The organism is Haloarchaeobius lipolyticus (assembly GCF_051208015.1).
GTDB lineage: Archaea > Halobacteriota > Halobacteria > Halobacteriales > Natrialbaceae > Haloarchaeobius.
This window is the reverse complement of sequence record NZ_JBPKGF010000004.1, coordinates 505,603-521,085: the sequence shown is the minus strand read 5'-3', so window position 1 is coordinate 521,085 and position 15,483 is coordinate 505,603. Positions and strand designations below refer to the sequence as shown.

Below are 15,483 nucleotides of genomic sequence, written 5' to 3'. Positions count from 1 at the left end.
CGTCGTTCCGGTCACTCGCCGGGATATCGTTCGACGAGGGCATCGAGCGACTCGTGATGTCGGGTGGTGTGCGGTGCAGTGAGTGGCGATATGGAGACTCGACCCTCGACGACGGCGCGGCGGTCGGTCCCCTCCTCGTCGGGGATGTTACCCGTCGCCATCCGTTCCCAGACGCGGTCGTGCAGCGACACGGTCCCCTCTTCGACGGTCGCATCCATATCGTACACGTGAGACGGGTGGGTTATCTCGAGTGGTGCGGGTCCGTCGTCGGGGAGTGGCGCGTTGACGTTGAGATAGTCCGCCTCCGCGAAGACACCGGCTCCCAGCGCGTGTTCGGTCAGGAAGGCGGTCACGCGAGCGGCTTCGGCGTAGTCGCTGGCCGGGATGTCGATCTCGGACCAGGGCCGGTCGTCCTCCGGGTCGAACGGGACGTACAGTGAGACGGCGATGGCGGGGATACCGAAGAATGCGGCCTCGACAGCTGCGCTGACCGTCCCCGAGCGGCCGAGGACGTAGTGCCCGAGGTTCGCGCCGCGGTTGCAGCCGGAGACGACGATGTCCGGCTCTGGGCCGAGCGCCTGAAGTCCGGCGACGACACAGTCTGCGGGGGTCCCGTGGACGGCGAACCCGAGTTCGTGTTCTTCGACCTCGACGTCGTTCGAGATGGCGCGGCCGACGGCGCTCTGGTCCGTCGCCGGTGCCACTGCCGTAACGTTCCCGACGTCCGAGAGGGCGTCGTAGATGGCCCGGAATCCCGGGCTTTCGATACCGTCGTCGTTGGTCAGCAAGATTTCGAGATCCCCGTTCATGGGGGAGGCGACGGATGGGGTGGGCAAAAGGCCACCGTTCGGAGAAGCAGAGTCCGGCTTACGGCGACCGCCCTAGACCGGTTTCGGGATACGGTCGACGACGGTCTCTTCGTCGACGACGAGGTTGTAGGACTCTTCGTCATCGTTCCAGAGCACGAGGACGGACTCGAACGAGAGCAGGTCGCCGTACGCGGCTTCGTGGAGGTCGTGGTTGAGGCTGGTATCTTTCACGCACACGGCGTAGTGGTCGGTCTGCTCGGAGCCGTCGCCGACTTTGAACAGCGGATTCGTCTCAGCGTCCGGGTCGCTCAGGTCGTGCGAGAGCTTGACAGCGAGCATGTCCACGCGGTTCGAGACGTGTTTCTCGGAGTCGGCCATCCGCGCGAACCGGTCGGCACTGGGTGTGACGTCGAGGATGCGCTGCCCGTCGGTCCGGAGGATACTGTAGGAGAACTGCACGTCGACGTTGACGAACTCACCCGGCGCGTGTGCCTCGTCGTGCTCTGGGGTCGCCTCGTCGAGGCGTCGCTGGAAATCGGGGGTCGCGAGATCCGGTCGGACGTCGAACGACCAGCCGCGGTCCGTGGGTTCGACGCCCGGCCAGAGCCGTACCGTCGGGGAGTAGACGGAGGCCCGGTCGGTAACAGCCCGTTCGACTGTACGGAGACCGATGCTCGTGTTCTTGTCCGCCGGAGCGAGCGCGACGAGAGAGCCGTCGTCTGCGAGGTGGTCGAGATAACGGCGGACGACCGCTTCGGGGTCGTCCAGTTCGTTGAGCACGTTACCGAACAGGATGAGGTCGTACTCACCCTCCGGCTCGAAGGCCTCGGCAGTAGCTTCGGTGATGCTGGTGTGGAAGCTCGGCGCAGTGCACTGGAGAAGCCGTTCCAGCACTGTCGTCGCCGAGGACGGCTCGACGGCGTGGTAGTCGACCAGCACGTCGTCGGGGAGGAAATCGTGGAGGCCGAGGGCCGGGCCGCCCGTACCGGCTCCGACGTCGAGGACCCGGAGCTCTCGCGGAAGCAAGCGTTTCGCAGTGAGGTCGTTGAGCACGTACTGTATCGCCGCATAAAAGTCTGGGAGGTGATAAATGGCGTAGGCGAGAGACGCGACCTCGTCGTACTCGACGTCCCGGCGCCGGTAGTAGTCGTCCTTGAGCCGGCGGATAGCCGTCCGTAGTTCCTCGCCCGCGTCTCCCTCGCTCCAGTCGAGTCCGTAGCGCTCGACGAGAAGCTCTATCAGCTCCTCGCCGTAGACGGCGGGGAACGCCTCGACCCGGTCGACAGACGTGCTGATGGGGGTGTCGTCGACCGGCGAGAACGTCCCATCGGGCCGCTCGACGAGTCCGAGGTCGAGCGCCTCCTCCCGGAGCGTCTGACGCACCACGGCCGGATGGGGCTGCCCTTCGACGTACTCAGATATCTCCGCTGGATCGATCGGCCGGACGTTTCGCAAGTACTTCGCGTTCGCGACGATTGCGTCTCTCTCTGTCATGTATCCTCTCGTGTCGACCGCTCTGTTCGTCTGGTTGTAGCATCTTCATAGAGTTCGACGAACGTCTCGGCGTCTGCGTCCGCGATCAATCGGGCCGCATCGGCGACGTCGTCTGCCCCATCGAACACCTGTTGGATGTTCGCGTAGACGTGGGGCTCGCCACCGACGACCTGGTCGATCAGGTCGGTCAGTTCGGTGGAGACAGGGGTGTGGAATCGCTCGTCGACCTCGTCGGCAGTGAGGGCGTATGCGAGAATGGCTGCGTGGGCTTTCGCCTGGACCGTCGACATCGCCTCATCGTGTTCTCGGACGGTCGTCTCGAAGACCGTGTTCCCGGCATCGGACATGCGTTCTCGTATCCGGTCCGTGACCGGCCCGGGGACGTCTGCAACGACGGGAACGTTTCCAGGCGCGTTCTCGGGTGCGAACAATGGATGAAAACTCACGCGCTCGCGGTCTGGGGCGTATTTCCGCATCGCCTCTACCGGACCGGTCATCTCGCCGGTGACGTCGAATATCGCTCGCTCCGCCGCAGGTGCATGGGTTGCGATAGCTTCCCGTACGACCGCCATCGGAACCGCGAGACAGACCGCCTCGAACGTCTCGTCGTGGTCGAGTTGAACTACTCGGCCACCTGTCGCCGACGCGGCAGCAGCCGCTGCGTCGGGGTCGGTATCGGTGTAGGCGACGTCACCCGGGACGAGCGACCCGACCCACCGCCCCATCGCACCGGCGCCGACGACGAGCGTAGTCATCAATTCGGGTACCCGGTCCGTTCGGAAAAGGGGTTCGGTCGGCCTCAGAACCAGCCGGCGTAGGCGAACAGCCCAGCCGTCACGACGACCAGGACCATTATCGAGATCATCAGCCAGTTGAACGCTCCCTCGGGGGTGAACAGGCGCAGGTTCATCATTGATTCCAACTACCGCCAGCGACTTTTTAACTGTTGATGTTCGCCGGTCGTGGCACGGGGCGCGGCTGCGGGGCCTTCGAGGGTCGGTTCAGGGACCCGTAGCGGCCGCCGGCCCGTTCACTCGACGACGAGCGATATCGGGTAGTCGGTCAGGTTCTCGTAGCCGTCTTCGGTGACGACGACGATGTCCTCGATGCGGACCCCACCGATTTTGGGGTCGTACAGTCCCGGTTCGATGGTGATGACGTTGCCCGCTTCGAGTTCGTCGCCGTTCGAGCTGATGGACGGCCCCTCGTGGACGTCGAGTCCGACGCCGTGGCCGGTCGAGTGGATGAAACCGGTCTCGGTCGTCGGGTCGGTGAACACGGTCGGGTAGCCCGCCTCGTCGTAGACGTCCACGACCGCCTGATTGACCTCCTCGCCCGTCGCTCCCGGTTCGACAGCGTCGAGGGCGGCCTTCCGTGCCTCGTCGGTCACGTCGAACCACTCCTGCTGGGTCTCGCTCGGCTCGCCTTTGAGGAACGTCCGGGTCATGTCCGAGTGGTAGCGCGAAGCCTTGTTACGTGGGAAGATGTCCACGATGACGAACTCACCCTCGCGAATGGGGCCGGAGCCGCGGTCGTGGGGGTCGGCCGCGTTCTCGCCGCTCGCGACGATGGTCGTATCGAGCGAGCAGTCGTGCCGAAGCAGGGTTATCTCGATCTCCTGTTTGACGAACTCGCTGGTCAGCGGTTCGTCGGCCTCGGGACGGTAGAGGACGCCGTCGCGGACGTCCGCCTCTCGGATGAGCTCCTCGGCCCGGGCCATCGCCTGCTCGTTGGCACGCTGGGCTTCGCGGACGTGGTCGATCTCCTCTTCGGTCTTCACCGCCCTGATGTCGCCGACGACCCCGTCGTACTCCGCCGTCACGGTAAGATCCCGCTCGCGGAGTTTGTCGGCGGCCCCGACGCCGAAACTCGATTCGACGGCCAGCGACTCGACGTCCATGTCCGCGAGGAACTCCGCGATGACCTCGAAGAAAGCGTCGTCGCCGTGTTCAGCTCGCTTGGCTCGCATGTCGTAGTCGCTGTGTCGCTTGACGACGTCGGCTCGACTCTCCTTCTTCGCTCGGCCGTACTCCAGAGACGACGCGAGGATGCCGACGGCGTCGGGCGTGTAGACCGCGAAGAACGGGTCGGGTGCGCCGAAGCCTGTCGTGTAGTAGAGGTTGGAGTTCGACTCGTCGTCGAGGAAGGCGTAGCCGTCGAGTCCTTCGTCGGCGAGGAACTCGTCGAGGTGAGAGAAGTCCGGTTCCATGTCTCACACGTGCACAGGCATCGGTAAAAACGGGGCGGGTTCCGGTCGTTTCCGTCCAGTCCGCTCGATTCTGTGCCTCTCAGCCGAATGGGCAGTTCGTTTCAGGGCTTGTGCGTGAACAGCAGCACGTCACCCTCGTGTGTCGTCACGCACAGGTCGAGCATCTTGCTCAGCTCCAGACTACTGTACTCGTCCTCGCACACCACGAGGTCGTCGAAGGGTTCCTCGCACGCCGGACAGGCCATCGCGACCGTGTTCTGGTAGGTCTTGACGCCGCCGACGCTCTCCCGTGGAGTCACCGAGCGAACGAGTTCGTCGTATGCCTCGTCGTCCATGGATGCAGATAGTGAGACGAAGTGGCATAGCTCTTGGTGGTCACACAGTGGTTGTGTCGGTCCAACCGGTTCTTCTGTGGTCCCCGGCGGTCACTCGATACTGAGATCGTCGTCTTCGGGCTCGTCTGCAGCGTCCCAGGAGATTGTGAAGCCGACCTCCCGCTGTTCGGACATCTCCATGAGCGAGGAGTCGGAGCCCACGGCGACGTCGAACGCGACGTTCTCGGGCGGGTTGATGGTCGCACTGTCGTTGCCGACGAGGAAGGTGACCCTGCCGTCCTGCTTCGTCGTCTGCCCTTCGGCGGCCGGTTCGGCCTGCTCATTGGTGGCCGTATCGTTCTGTCCGCTGGCCGCCGGCTCGGTCTGCTCGTGGGGCGCTGGCTCGCTCCCTTCGACCGTCCCGTCTGCTGGCGTGGCCCCAGAGTCTGTATCTCCCGACGTGATGTCAGGCGAGTCCGTCGGGATGGACCCCTGCATCCCACCGCTCTGGCTCGTCGTCTCTGTCTGGTCGAGCTGGGCGGCGAACTCGCGCAGGTAAGCGGCGACCTCGGTTCTCGTGAGCTCCTGTCTGGTTTCGATTTCGGACATACTGAAAGAAGGGTGCCGGAAGGAATCCATAGCTGGCTTGCGAAAGAAGGCCGTTTTTCAACCAGCAAGTTACCCGGGCGGCTCGCCTACTGACGTCGCCCGTCACACACTCTGAGACAGGCATCTTCCAGTGGGTTCGACCCGAGCACCTGCTCGCGCCGACAGCCACTCCGGAACACTGTGATGCCTTTCACGTCGAGCTCCCGGGCGAGTTCGTACACGTCGCGAACGTCTTCGACGGTGGCCGACTCGGGCAGATTCACGGTCTTGCTCACGCCGTTGTCCGTGTGCTGCTGGAAGGCGGCCTGTATCTCCAGGTGACGAACCGGGGAGACGTCGTGAGCGGTCTGGAACAGTCGCCGGACATCGGCGGGAACCGTGTCGACGTCCTGTATCGAGGTCCGGTCACGAACTGTCGCGAGGAGAGCGGGGGTATCGAAGCCACGAGTGCGTGCGATGTCGACGAACCGCTCGTTCACCAGCTCCAGGCCGCCGAGGACGTGCTTCTCGTAGGCGACGCCGTACATCGGTTCGATTCCCGATGTACAGCCAGCGACGAGCGAGAGCGTCCCAGTCGGGGCGATAGCCGTCGTGGTGGCGTTCCTGACCGGCCCGTCGAGTTCCGACTGGCCGAACGCTGGGAAGGTGCCGCGCTCTGCGGCGAGATCGGCGGAGGCCTCCCACGCTTCCTCGGAGACGAACGCCATCATCTCCTCCGCGACCGCGACGGCCTCGTCCGAATCGTACGAGATTCCGAGGTCGACGAGCAGGTCGTGAAACCCCATCACTCCGAAGCCGAGCTTCCGCGTCCGGGTCACGGCCGCCTCTATCTCCGGCAGGGGGTAGGTGCAGGCGTCGATAGCGTCGTCGAGGAATCGGATGGCCAACCTGACGGTGTGGCCCAGCCGGTCCCAGTCGATTCCTCCGTCCGTCGTCATCCGCGCGAGGTTGACCGAGCCGAGCACGCAGGCCTCGTACGGGAGCAACGGGGTCTCCCCGCACGGGTTGGTCGCCTCGATAGAACCGAGCGCAGGAGTCGGATTGGCTGCGGCTATCGCGTCGAGGAAGACGATGCCCGGGTCGCCGCTCTCCCACGCCGCGGCCGCGATCTCGTCGAGGAGTGCACCGGCGTCGACCGTCTCCGTCACCGTCCCCGTCCGGGGATTCACGAGGTCGTAGGTGGACCCTTCTGAAACGGCCGCCCAGAAGCGGGCGTCCGTCGCGACCGAGAGGTTGAAGTTCCGAAGCACTCCCTCGGTCCGTTTCGCGGTGACGAACGTCTCGACGTCCGGATGCCAGATTGCGAGCACGCCCATGTTCGCCCCGCGTCGACGACCACCCTGTTTGACCTGCTCGGTGGCGCAGTCGAATATCTTCATGAAGCTCACGGGGCCGCTGGCGACGCCGCCGCTCCCGCCGACCACGTCTCCACTGGGGCGGAGTCTCGAGAACGAGAATCCCGTCCCACCACCGGTCTGGTGCACGAGCGCCGCGTTCCCGAGCGCGCCGAAGATGGACTCGAGCGAGTCTTCGACCGGGAGGACGAAACAGGCCGCTAGCTGCTGGGTCCCCGTCCCTGCGTTGCTCAACGTCGGTGAGTTCGGGAGGAAGTAGAGCGCGTCGAGCATCGCCGCGAACTCGCTCGCGACGATGTTCGGGTCGTTGCCGTACTGGTCCTCGACGCTGGCGACCGCGGTCGCGACCCGCTCGACGAGCTCCGCAGGCGTCTCCACGACGGTCCCGTGTTCGTCTCGGCGGAGGCACCGCTGTTCGAGGACGGTCCTCGCGACCGGGCTCGGGTCGCTCAACGTCGGACGGTTCTCCGTGGGGACTGGTCGTTCCACGGGTGAACATCCGTCGCGAACGGGCGTAACGATACCCGACCCCTGCTGAGGGGTTCGCACTCGTCACCGCCTCGGTGTCCGTTCTCTCCGTCGTCAGACACCAAGGCGAACCCTCTCGCTGTCTCACGGCGTACTCACGCCTAGTGACCCTCCATGGCGATCGCAGAACTTCCACTGAACGAGGTCGAAGAGAACGTCTACGAGATTCCCCGCGCGGATGACATGCTCGTCCCCGTGCGGGTGTACGCCTCGGCGAGCCTGCTCGCCGAGATGCGGTCGACCGACGACCTGACGCTCACGCAAGCACGGAACGTCGCGACCCTGCCCGGCATCCAGCGGTACTCGGTCCTCCTGCCGGACGGCCACCAAGGCTACGGCTTCCCCATCGGCGGCGTCGCCGCAGTCGACCGAAAGTCGGGCGTCATCAGCCCCGGCGGTATCGGGTTCGACATCAACTGCGGCGTCCGCCTGCTCCGCACTGGCCTGACCGCCGACGAACTCAGGGGCCAAGAACGCGAGCTCGCGGACTACCTCTACCGGCTGGTCCCCGTCGGTGTCGGCAAGGGGAGCTACATCTCGACCGACGGGGCGGACCTGGCGGGCATCCTCGCCGGCGGGATGGAGTGGATGCGCGACCACGGCCACGCGACCGACGCCGACCTCGAACACTGTGAGGAGAACGGCAAGCTGCCGGGCGACTCGAACAAGGTCTCCGACCAGGCGTTCCAGCGCGGGCTGAAACAGGTCGGTTCGCTCGGGTCGGGCAACCACTTCCTCGAGGTCCAGCGCGTCGAGGAGGTGTTCGACGAACCCACCGCGCGGGCATTCGGCATCGAGGAGGGCCAGGTCGTCGTGACCATCCACTCCGGCTCGCGCGGCCTCGGCCACCAGACCTGCACCGACTACATCCGCCGGTTCGAGAAGACCTATCCCGGCCTCGTCGGCAGGCTCCCCGACCGCCAGCTCATCTACGCGCCGCTGGCCGACCAGGCCGCCCAGGACTACCGCGCCGCGATGTACGCTGCGGCCAACTTCGCGTGGGCCAACCGCCAGGCGATGACCCAGGCGGTCCGCGAGGCCTTCGAGGTCCTGTTCGGCGACGAGTCCGTCGAGCTGGTCTACGACGTCTGTCACAACATCGCGAAGGAGGAACGCCACGAGGTCGACGGCGTCGAGCAGACCCTGCTCGTCCACCGCAAGGGCGCCACCCGGGCCTTCCCCGCCGGCAGACCCGAGGTCCCCGACGCCTACCGCGACGTCGGCCAGCCGGTCCTCATCCCCGGCAGCATGGGCACGAGTTCGTACGTCCTCTGTGGCGGTCCCCGCTCGCTGGAGCTGACCTTCGGGTCGACGGCCCACGGCGCCGGCCGGGCACTCTCGCGCACCCAGGCGAAGAAGGACTTCCCGTCCGGCGAACTGCAGGAGTCGCTCCGGGCGAAGGGAATCTACGTGAAAGCCAGGTCGAAGGCGACGCTGGCCGAGGAAGCGCCGGGTGCGTACAAGGACGTCGACGAGGTCATCCGGGTGAGTGACGCGCTCGGCATCGGGACGAAGGTTGCGCGGTTGAAGCCGATGGCGAACATCAAGGGGTGAGTGGTGAAACCACCTGAAGAAATGTTCATTGAGGAGCCAAATGAAATATAGAATCCCAATTATTTAGAACAATTGTATTTAATGTTCTCTAGCCTCTCTTCTCTTGGATTTTCAGACATTTTAATGACTTCCTCAATGGATCGGCTGCACGGTTCCTTTAAGTCAGGCGGTGTTTGCCTTCCCGACAGCGAATCGAACGTATAATAGAGTTCAATTCGTTTTGAATCATCATTATTATACAAATCTGACTCCCGATCTCGTAGCTCTGTTAGTTCCCCCTGCAATACTGAAACAAATTCTCCTTCCGAAAGATGAAGAGGTGTTTCGGATTTTGCAAGCGTGTATTCTGGGCCTTCTGGCACAACAGTTGCATGGGCTCGAAGATAGAGAGCCGGACCTGGACCAAAGTTTCTTAGACCGAAATCAAATGTGTCTGACTCACTATCTTTTTTATATTCTCGACGGACGGTTGGGGAACGTGCCCATACGCTGTCAGAACTCCTCATCTGATTGAATGCGATGAATGAGTAAACTGCAGTGAATAAAGCCACAGCGACTGATAATGAGGCATCAAAAATGGCTGTCGCACCAATTATAAGTAATGAAATAGCTACAAAAATCTGGTTGTATATGTCGAAATATGACCTTATCTGAACGATTGCTTTTCTTAGAGGTTTCATGTCTGAAATTCTCTGCTCTATAGTTAGTTAAATACTATGTGCTAGTTTCTAAAAATTCTCTAAACCGTCTCTTTTAGGCGGTTAAATGCTGGATTATCGGTTCGATATTAAATAAAACTCGCCGGGAGTCCCGCGAGCGAGCGAAGCGAGCAAGTGGGACTACGGCGAGTCCATTGACTGAGTGAACGTAGTGAACGAAGGAAATGGACTCGCCGGGATTTGAACCCGGGGCCTCTCCCATGCCAAGGGAGTGATCTACCTCTGATCTACGAGCCCTCGATTGCATTCATACGTTGGTCGGGGGGTATTGATAAACCTCTCGAATCGATTGCGTGACGGGACGGCCTCCCGTGGCGACGCTTCACACGAAACGGTGGTGTCTCTCCCACGCACGCGAGAGCGAGTAGAAACCCTTTAGTCCGCGCTTCGGGAAGCATCCCACGGGAACAGCACGGCCGTAAATCTGACTCGTCGGCGGGCTTCCGCCGGCTTGGGATTACGGAGGTGCTCCCGACAGCCGCGGGCGTCGAGAGACGCCTGTGGCGTGTCGGATTCGCATATCTTTCGGTCTGTTGTTCCTATCATCGACAATGGCCAGAATGCACACCCGCCGTCGCGGCAAGTCCGGTTCGGACCGACCCGCGGTGGATGAGAACCCGGAGTGGAGTGACGTCGACGCCGACAAGATCGAAGAGCGCGTCGTCGAACTGGCAGAGCAGGGCTACGACCCGTCGCAGATCGGTATGAAGCTGCGCGACGAGGGCGTGACCGGCACTCCCGTCCCCAACGTCAAGCTGGCGACGGGGAAGAAGGTCACCGAGATCCTCGAGGAGAACGACGCCTCTGCTGACCTGCCCGAAGACCTGCGCAACCTGATGGAGCGAGCTGTTCGCCTCCGCGACCACATGGAGGAGAACCAGCAGGACTTCCAGAACAAGCGCGCACTCCAGAACACGGAGTCGAAGGTCCGCCGTCTCGTCTCGTACTACCGGGGCGACGAGCTGGACGCCGACTTCGAGTACAACTACGACGAAGCGAAAGAACTCCTCGAAGGCTAAGAACTCCACATGTCGCACTCGGGTCGCACAGCTGACGGGGACGCTTCCGGCGAGCGCATCGCGCCCGCCATGCGGAGCGCCCCGTTCGTCCATCTGGTCGCCCGTGCGGACGGCGACGCCGTCGCCGCGGCCGGTCTGCTCGCGAGAGCGCTGGCCGACGTCGGCACGCCGTTCCAGGTGAGCGTCGGCCGAACCGAGGCCGAGCGCACCGAGCGTGCGACCATCGACCGCGACGACGGCGCAATCGCGCTGGTCGTCGGGTCCTCGCAGTCCGACGCCTACCACCTCGACCCGGCCGACGAGCCGGCGAGCGTGGCGGCGTGGCGACTCGCGGGAGAGCTGGGTGGCGCACCCGACTCGGTACTGGCGCTCGCCGGTGCCGTCGCAGCGGGCGTCACACCCGGAGCTGGCGCGACCGAACGACTGGTAGACGCAGCAGAGACGAGCGGGCGCCTCAGGCGGCGCCCAGGAGTCGCGACCCCCACCGAAGACGACCGAGACGGACTCGCCGGTTCGACGCTCGTACACGCGTCGTTCTCCGGCGACCACGACGAGACGCAGGCCGCACTGGCCGACCTCGACCTCGCAGACGAGCTGGACGACGATGCGCGACGCACACTCGCGTCGCTGGTCGCGGTCGAGACGGTCGGTGCGGACGAGGCGACGCCGCGGTCGGGCGAGGTGCTCGACCGCGCGCTTCGCCCGTACGAGACGCCCGAAGGCAGCTTCGCCACCGTCGGCGGCCTGGCGGACGTCCTCGACTGTACGGCGGCTGCTGCGCCCGGAACGGGCGTGGCGCTGGCGCTCGGTCACGACGTCCGCGAGAGTGCGCTATCGGTCTGGCGCGAGACCGCGACTGCGGCCCACGACACCGTGCGCGACGCGACGACTGGTCGCTACGACGGCGTGTTCGTCGCGCGCGTGGACGAGGGTCCGGTCTCGGTCGCCGCCAGACTGGTTCGCGACTTCCGGTCGCCCGAACCGGTGGCACTGGTCGTCTCGGACGACGAGGCGGCCGCCGCTGCCGTCGACGGCCGCGACCTCGCGGGCGTCATGGCGCGGGCGGTCACCCAGACCGGCGGGGCCCACGACGGGACCCCGCGGACGGGCTATGCGACCTTCGAGTGCGAGAGCAGGGAGTTCATATCCGCTTTCAGGGAGGCACTATGACGCGACGAGCGACCATCCGGACCGAGCACGACCGCCCCCACGTGGTGGCAGCCGCGCTCACCCCGGACAACACAGACGAAATGCGTACCACGGTCGACGATGGCACCATCGTCACGCGCATCGAGCGCGAGACGACCGGCGGCCTGCACTCGACCGTCGACGACTACGTCGTGAACCTCGACGTCGCGTCACGAGTGGTACGACACGCAGAACAACAGACACCACCAAACCATGAGTGAACGATCCGTTTCACGCAAGAAAGAGAAGAAGCGCTGGTACACCCTCCACGCCCCGGAGCTGTTCGACCGGGAGGAGCTGGGTACCACGCCCGCAGACGAACCGGAGAAGGTGCTCGACCGCACCATCGAAACAACCCTCGGCGAGCTCACCAACAACGCCAGCGAGAACAACACCAAGCTGAAGTTCAAGGTGACCGACGTGGGCAGCGACGCAGCGTACACGGAGTTCGTCCAACACGAACTGACCCGTGACTACCTGCGCAGCCTCGTGCGCCGCGGCGCGTCGAAGGTCGACGCGCACGTAACGGTGATGACGACGGACGACTACCGCGTCCAGATTCAGCCCGTGGCGTTCACGACGAAGAAGGCCGACCACAGCCAGGAGCGCGCCATCCGCAAGACGATGACGAAGATCGTCCGCGAGGCCGCTCGCGAGCGCACCTTCGAGGACCTCGTCGACTCCGTCGTCGAGGGCCGTCTCTCGTCCGCGATCTACAGCGAGGCGAAGACCATCTACCCGCTCCGCCGGGTGGAGATCCAGAAGGCAACCCTCGAAGCGCGTCCCGAGGAGGTCGCCGCCGAGGAAGAGGCATCCGTCGAGGTCGACGAAGAGGACGTCGACACCGAGGCCGTCGACGTCGACAAGACGGAAGGCGACGCCGACGAAGACGAAGAGTAAGCCGGCCGCCCGGCTCGACTCGAGCTGAATCCGTTATTTTTCGACGACAATCCGGCCAGTCATACCGCCGCGTTCGTGCGGGATGCAGACGTAGTTGTAGGTTCCGGGAACCTCGAACGTGTGCTCGAATGTCTCGCCGGTGGAGATGGCGCCCCCTCGTTTGCCGAACCAGGCATCGCGGGCCGCCTGTTCGGACTCGTAACCGCCGGAGGCGAAGAACTCGGAATCCTCGGGAATCGCGTTCCCGTACGCTGTCACCGTGTGCGCCTTGCTCGACGTGTTCTTCCAGCTGACGGTGTCGCCGACGGCGACGGTTAGCTCCGCCGGCCGGAACGAACTCGCCCCCATGCTGACGTCGCAACCGTCGGTGCAGTCGGTCCGCGAGCCGGACGAGAGCGCGAGACAGCCCGAGAGCCCGGAGACCGTGGTCGTGGCCCCCATCGCGGCGAGGAACGTACGGCGTTTCATACGCGGGCGTTGGTAACTCTCCGACGTAAGCGACGCGGTCTGTCTCACCATTCGAGAATCGGACTACTGACCGTCGCAGGCGGTGTCCTGGCGGAATCGCCGAGTCGCGAGCCGTGGGGCAACGCCCGATGGTGTCAGGTGTCTCGAGTCCGAGACTGTGGCGTGTCCACGCCACCGGGAGACCGAAAGAGCGTAAAAGGGCGGCAGCCAACCCCGCTGATATGCTGCCACGGTTCGTCGGTCGATTGAGTCTCGCGGACGTGGTGACCGCCTCGAACGCCTCGCTGGGGTTCGTCGCGGTCGTCGTCGCGATGCAGGACGTCGAGCTGGCGGCTCGACTGATCCTGCTCGCGGGCATCGCCGACGGGCTCGATGGCGTCGTCGCCCGGTACTCGGGCGGGTCGAAGGTCGGTCCGTATCTCGACTCGCTCGCGGACGTCGCCTCGTTCTCGGTCGCGCCCGCGGTGCTGGTCTACGCGACCGTGACGTCGAACTGGGAGACCGTCCTCTCCGAGCCGACGCTACGGACGGCCGTGGTGCTCGCGCTTCCGGCGCTGTTCGTCGCGATGGGCGTCATCCGGCTCGGGATGTACACGGCCTACGATACCGCGGACACGTTCACCGAGGGTGTGCCGACGACGCTCGCCGCGACCATCCTCGCGGCCGCGGTCCTCTGCGACGTGACCGATCCCGCACTCTTGCTGACGGGAACGGCCGTCTTCGTCTACCTGATGGTGTCGACGGTCCGTTACCCCGACCTGCTCGCGCGCGACGCCCTGCTCATGGGCGTCGTCCACGCGCTGGCGGTTCTGTTCCCCTACTCGTGGGGGCGAACGTTCCCGTGGGCTATCCTGACCCTCGCGCTGGCGTACCTGCTGGGTGGCCCCTGGTTCTACTGGCGCGGGGGGCGGGTCGTGACGGAATGGTATGGAAACGCTTAGGAACACGCTGGACCGAGATGCGCGCATGAACCAACCGGCAACGGGGGACATATATGAGTGAGAACGATTCCGATGCCGACGAGCAGTCCGGGGCCGACGACGTGAGCGTCGAGTCGCTGCAGGAGCGACTGGACGCCGCGGCCGACGACCTCGAAGCCGCCGAGACGGAAGCGGACCTCGACGAGGTCGAGTCCGAACTCGACGACATCGAGGCCGACCTCGAAGCGGCGGACCTGCCCGCGGCCGAAGACGAAGACGAGGAGGACCCGGCAGACGAACTCGAATCCGAGCTCTCGGACCTGCGCGACGAACTCGAGTCCCAGCGCGGGCCGTACGCGGAGGACGTCTGCGAGAAGATCGACGAGGCCCAGAGCACCGTGGCCGACACGCGCTGGACCGAAGACGGCGAGGCGCAGGTCGTAGAGGCCGTCGAGTCGTTCATCGCGCACGAGGAGCTCGGCATGAGCACGGACGTCGACGACGTCGACGAGGCCGCCGAGATGCTCGGCGAGGCAGACCGTGTCATCGCCGCGATGGAGCTCGACCCGGACGAGGACACAGAGACCATCCAGTCGCTGATGGACGCCGTCGAGGAGCTGCAGGCCGAACTCGAGGCGGCGGAGGAGTGGGACGACCTCACCGTCCGCGAGCAGCTCGACTACCACGGTTTCTACGACGTGCTGGACCACCGCAAGGACTTCCCGCCGGAGTGGCACGCCATCAAGGTGTTCGAACGCGACATGCAGCCCGAGAAGATACTCATCGGGCTGGACACCTTCGAGTCCGACTTCATGCAGGAGCACTGTATGGAGGCGCTCGAACGGCTCGGGCCGGTCGAGGCCATCGAGCCGATGATGAACCTCGCGAACCGCCGCGACAAGCAGGCCATCAAGGTACTCGGCAAGATCGCGGACGAAGAGCCGGTCGAGAAGCTGCTGGAGTACGTGGACGCGGATTCCGACCCGGCGCTCCAGAAGGTGACGTTCAAGGCGCTCGGCGAGATCGGCAGCGAGGATGCCGTCCAGCCGCTCGCCAACAAGCTCGAGGCCGAGAACCCGATCATCCGGTCCCGTGCCGCCCGCGCGCTGGGCCTCATCGGCGACACCCGCGTCGTCGAACCGCTCGGTAACGTGCTCGACGAGGACGAGGACGATACCGTCCGCGCGAGCGCCGCCTGGGCGCTGAACCAGATCGGAACCGAATCCGCACTGGAGACCGCGGCCGCTTACGCTGACGACCGGTCGTTCATCGTGCAGGACGAAGCGCAGAAGGCGACCGACGCCGTCTCGTCTCCGGAAGCCGAACCGACGGCGTAAGTCGCACGCGCCACCCGGACGAACGCTGGTGCAGCCGGCTTCGTCCCTGGCATCGTCCGA

16 protein-coding genes and 1 tRNA gene are annotated in these 15,483 nt (G+C 64.7%); 7 read left to right on the top strand and 10 right to left on the bottom strand.

What is annotated here, in order from left to right:
• Window positions 1-11: 11 nt before the first annotated feature.
• The 7 genes from surE to ACSC1Y_RS14955 all read right to left on the bottom strand — a co-directional run bounded on the left by surE (window position 12) and on the right by ACSC1Y_RS14955 (window position 7,279).
• Window positions 12-809, bottom strand: a complete 798-nt coding sequence (surE, locus tag ACSC1Y_RS14985; protein WP_435335727.1) for a 5'/3'-nucleotidase SurE — start codon at window positions 807-809, stop codon at window positions 12-14.
• 72 nt (window positions 810-881) lie between these two features.
• Entirely contained in the window at window positions 882-2,303 is a 1,422-nt protein-coding gene (locus ACSC1Y_RS14980; protein ID WP_435335726.1) for a small ribosomal subunit Rsm22 family protein, read from the bottom strand.
• Complete coding sequence (locus tag ACSC1Y_RS14975) at window positions 2,300-3,058, bottom strand: prephenate dehydrogenase (RefSeq protein ID WP_435335725.1); 759 nt, start codon at window positions 3,056-3,058, stop codon at window positions 2,300-2,302. The genes ACSC1Y_RS14980 and ACSC1Y_RS14975 overlap by 4 nt, the downstream gene beginning before the upstream one ends.
• A 275-nt stretch (window positions 3,059-3,333) precedes the next feature.
• Window positions 3,334-4,512 (bottom strand): M24 family metallopeptidase, encoded by a 1,179-nt coding sequence (locus ACSC1Y_RS14970; RefSeq protein ID WP_435335724.1) that lies wholly within the window; start codon window positions 4,510-4,512, stop codon window positions 3,334-3,336.
• Between the two features lie 101 nt (window positions 4,513-4,613).
• Window positions 4,614-4,847 (bottom strand): DUF7385 family protein, encoded by a 234-nt coding sequence (locus tag ACSC1Y_RS14965; RefSeq protein WP_435335723.1) that lies wholly within the window; start codon window positions 4,845-4,847, stop codon window positions 4,614-4,616.
• 90 nt (window positions 4,848-4,937) lie between these two features.
• A complete protein-coding gene (locus ACSC1Y_RS14960; RefSeq protein WP_435335722.1) occupies window positions 4,938-5,435 on the bottom strand; it encodes an amphi-Trp domain-containing protein in 498 nt (165 codons plus the stop codon).
• Between the two features lie 86 nt (window positions 5,436-5,521).
• The gene (locus tag ACSC1Y_RS14955) at window positions 5,522-7,279 is read right to left on the bottom strand and encodes an adenosylcobalamin-dependent ribonucleoside-diphosphate reductase (protein WP_435335721.1); all 1,758 of its coding nucleotides are present in this window, start codon (window positions 7,277-7,279) and stop codon (window positions 5,522-5,524) included.
• Between the two features lie 153 nt (window positions 7,280-7,432).
• Between ACSC1Y_RS14955 and ACSC1Y_RS14950 the strand changes: the two genes are divergently transcribed.
• Entirely contained in the window at window positions 7,433-8,872 is a 1,440-nt protein-coding gene (locus ACSC1Y_RS14950; protein WP_435335720.1) for an RtcB family protein, read from the top strand.
• A gap of 59 nt (window positions 8,873-8,931) precedes the next feature.
• Here the strand turns inward: ACSC1Y_RS14950 and ACSC1Y_RS14945 are convergent, their stop codons facing one another.
• Together ACSC1Y_RS14945 and ACSC1Y_RS14940 are read right to left on the bottom strand one after the other, a co-directional pair.
• Window positions 8,932-9,552, bottom strand: coding sequence for a hypothetical protein (locus tag ACSC1Y_RS14945; RefSeq protein WP_435335719.1), 621 nt, complete (start codon window positions 9,550-9,552; stop codon window positions 8,932-8,934).
• 204 nt (window positions 9,553-9,756) lie between these two features.
• A tRNA-Ala gene (locus tag ACSC1Y_RS14940) sits at window positions 9,757-9,828 on the bottom strand.
• 314 nt (window positions 9,829-10,142) lie between these two features.
• On the opposite strand from ACSC1Y_RS14940, the gene ACSC1Y_RS14935 reads away from it, so the two are divergent.
• Genes ACSC1Y_RS14935 through ACSC1Y_RS14920 form a run of 4 tightly spaced genes read left to right on the top strand, consistent with a single transcriptional unit; the run spans window position 10,143 to window position 12,698 of the window.
• Window positions 10,143-10,610, top strand: coding sequence for a 30S ribosomal protein S15 (locus tag ACSC1Y_RS14935; protein WP_435335718.1), 468 nt, complete (start codon window positions 10,143-10,145; stop codon window positions 10,608-10,610).
• 9 nt (window positions 10,611-10,619) lie between these two features.
• Window positions 10,620-11,780 carry an exonuclease RecJ gene (locus tag ACSC1Y_RS14930; RefSeq protein ID WP_435335717.1) on the top strand — a complete coding sequence of 387 codons (1,161 nt, stop codon included), beginning with the start codon at window positions 10,620-10,622 and terminating at the stop codon, window positions 11,778-11,780.
• A complete protein-coding gene (locus ACSC1Y_RS14925) occupies window positions 11,777-12,019 on the top strand; it encodes a KEOPS complex subunit Pcc1 (RefSeq protein ID WP_435335716.1) in 243 nt (80 codons plus the stop codon). Before ACSC1Y_RS14930 ends, ACSC1Y_RS14925 begins: the two co-directional genes overlap by 4 nt.
• Window positions 12,012-12,698, top strand: coding sequence for a 30S ribosomal protein S3ae (locus ACSC1Y_RS14920; protein WP_435335715.1), 687 nt, complete (start codon window positions 12,012-12,014; stop codon window positions 12,696-12,698). The genes ACSC1Y_RS14925 and ACSC1Y_RS14920 overlap by 8 nt, the downstream gene beginning before the upstream one ends.
• A 33-nt stretch (window positions 12,699-12,731) precedes the next feature.
• Here the strand turns inward: ACSC1Y_RS14920 and ACSC1Y_RS14915 are convergent, their stop codons facing one another.
• Window positions 12,732-13,166: a cupredoxin domain-containing protein gene (locus ACSC1Y_RS14915; RefSeq protein WP_435335714.1), complete on the bottom strand. Its 435-nt coding sequence runs from the start codon at window positions 13,164-13,166 to the stop codon at window positions 12,732-12,734.
• A gap of 221 nt (window positions 13,167-13,387) precedes the next feature.
• On the opposite strand from ACSC1Y_RS14915, the gene ACSC1Y_RS14910 reads away from it, so the two are divergent.
• Both ACSC1Y_RS14910 and ACSC1Y_RS14905 read left to right on the top strand, forming a co-directional pair.
• Window positions 13,388-14,107, top strand: a complete 720-nt coding sequence (locus tag ACSC1Y_RS14910; RefSeq protein WP_435335713.1) for a protein sorting system archaetidylserine synthase — start codon at window positions 13,388-13,390, stop codon at window positions 14,105-14,107.
• 53 nt (window positions 14,108-14,160) lie between these two features.
• Entirely contained in the window at window positions 14,161-15,423 is a 1,263-nt protein-coding gene (locus ACSC1Y_RS14905) for a HEAT repeat domain-containing protein (RefSeq protein ID WP_435335712.1), read from the top strand.
• Window positions 15,424-15,483: the final 60 nt, after the last annotated feature.

Coding starts and splice junctions, on each gene's coding strand:
- surE (WP_435335727.1), bottom strand. CDS start 809: ATGAACGGGGATCTCGAAATCTTGCTGACCAACGACGACGGTATCGAA.
- ACSC1Y_RS14980 (WP_435335726.1), bottom strand. CDS start 2,303: ATGACAGAGAGAGACGCAATCGTCGCGAACGCGAAGTACTTGCGAAAC.
- ACSC1Y_RS14975 (WP_435335725.1), bottom strand. CDS start 3,058: ATGACTACGCTCGTCGTCGGCGCCGGTGCGATGGGGCGGTGGGTCGGG.
- ACSC1Y_RS14970 (WP_435335724.1), bottom strand. CDS start 4,512: ATGGAACCGGACTTCTCTCACCTCGACGAGTTCCTCGCCGACGAAGGA.
- ACSC1Y_RS14965 (WP_435335723.1), bottom strand. CDS start 4,847: ATGGACGACGAGGCATACGACGAACTCGTTCGCTCGGTGACTCCACGG.
- ACSC1Y_RS14960 (WP_435335722.1), bottom strand. CDS start 5,435: ATGTCCGAAATCGAAACCAGACAGGAGCTCACGAGAACCGAGGTCGCC.
- ACSC1Y_RS14950 (WP_435335720.1), top strand. CDS start 7,433: ATGGCGATCGCAGAACTTCCACTGAACGAGGTCGAAGAGAACGTCTAC.
- ACSC1Y_RS14945 (WP_435335719.1), bottom strand. CDS start 9,552: ATGAAACCTCTAAGAAAAGCAATCGTTCAGATAAGGTCATATTTCGAC.
- ACSC1Y_RS14935 (WP_435335718.1), top strand. CDS start 10,143: ATGGCCAGAATGCACACCCGCCGTCGCGGCAAGTCCGGTTCGGACCGA.
- ACSC1Y_RS14930 (WP_435335717.1), top strand. CDS start 10,620: ATGTCGCACTCGGGTCGCACAGCTGACGGGGACGCTTCCGGCGAGCGC.
- ACSC1Y_RS14925 (WP_435335716.1), top strand. CDS start 11,777: ATGACGCGACGAGCGACCATCCGGACCGAGCACGACCGCCCCCACGTG.
- ACSC1Y_RS14920 (WP_435335715.1), top strand. CDS start 12,012: ATGAGTGAACGATCCGTTTCACGCAAGAAAGAGAAGAAGCGCTGGTAC.
- ACSC1Y_RS14915 (WP_435335714.1), bottom strand. CDS start 13,166: ATGAAACGCCGTACGTTCCTCGCCGCGATGGGGGCCACGACCACGGTC.
- ACSC1Y_RS14910 (WP_435335713.1), top strand. CDS start 13,388: ATGCTGCCACGGTTCGTCGGTCGATTGAGTCTCGCGGACGTGGTGACC.
- ACSC1Y_RS14905 (WP_435335712.1), top strand. CDS start 14,161: ATGAGTGAGAACGATTCCGATGCCGACGAGCAGTCCGGGGCCGACGAC.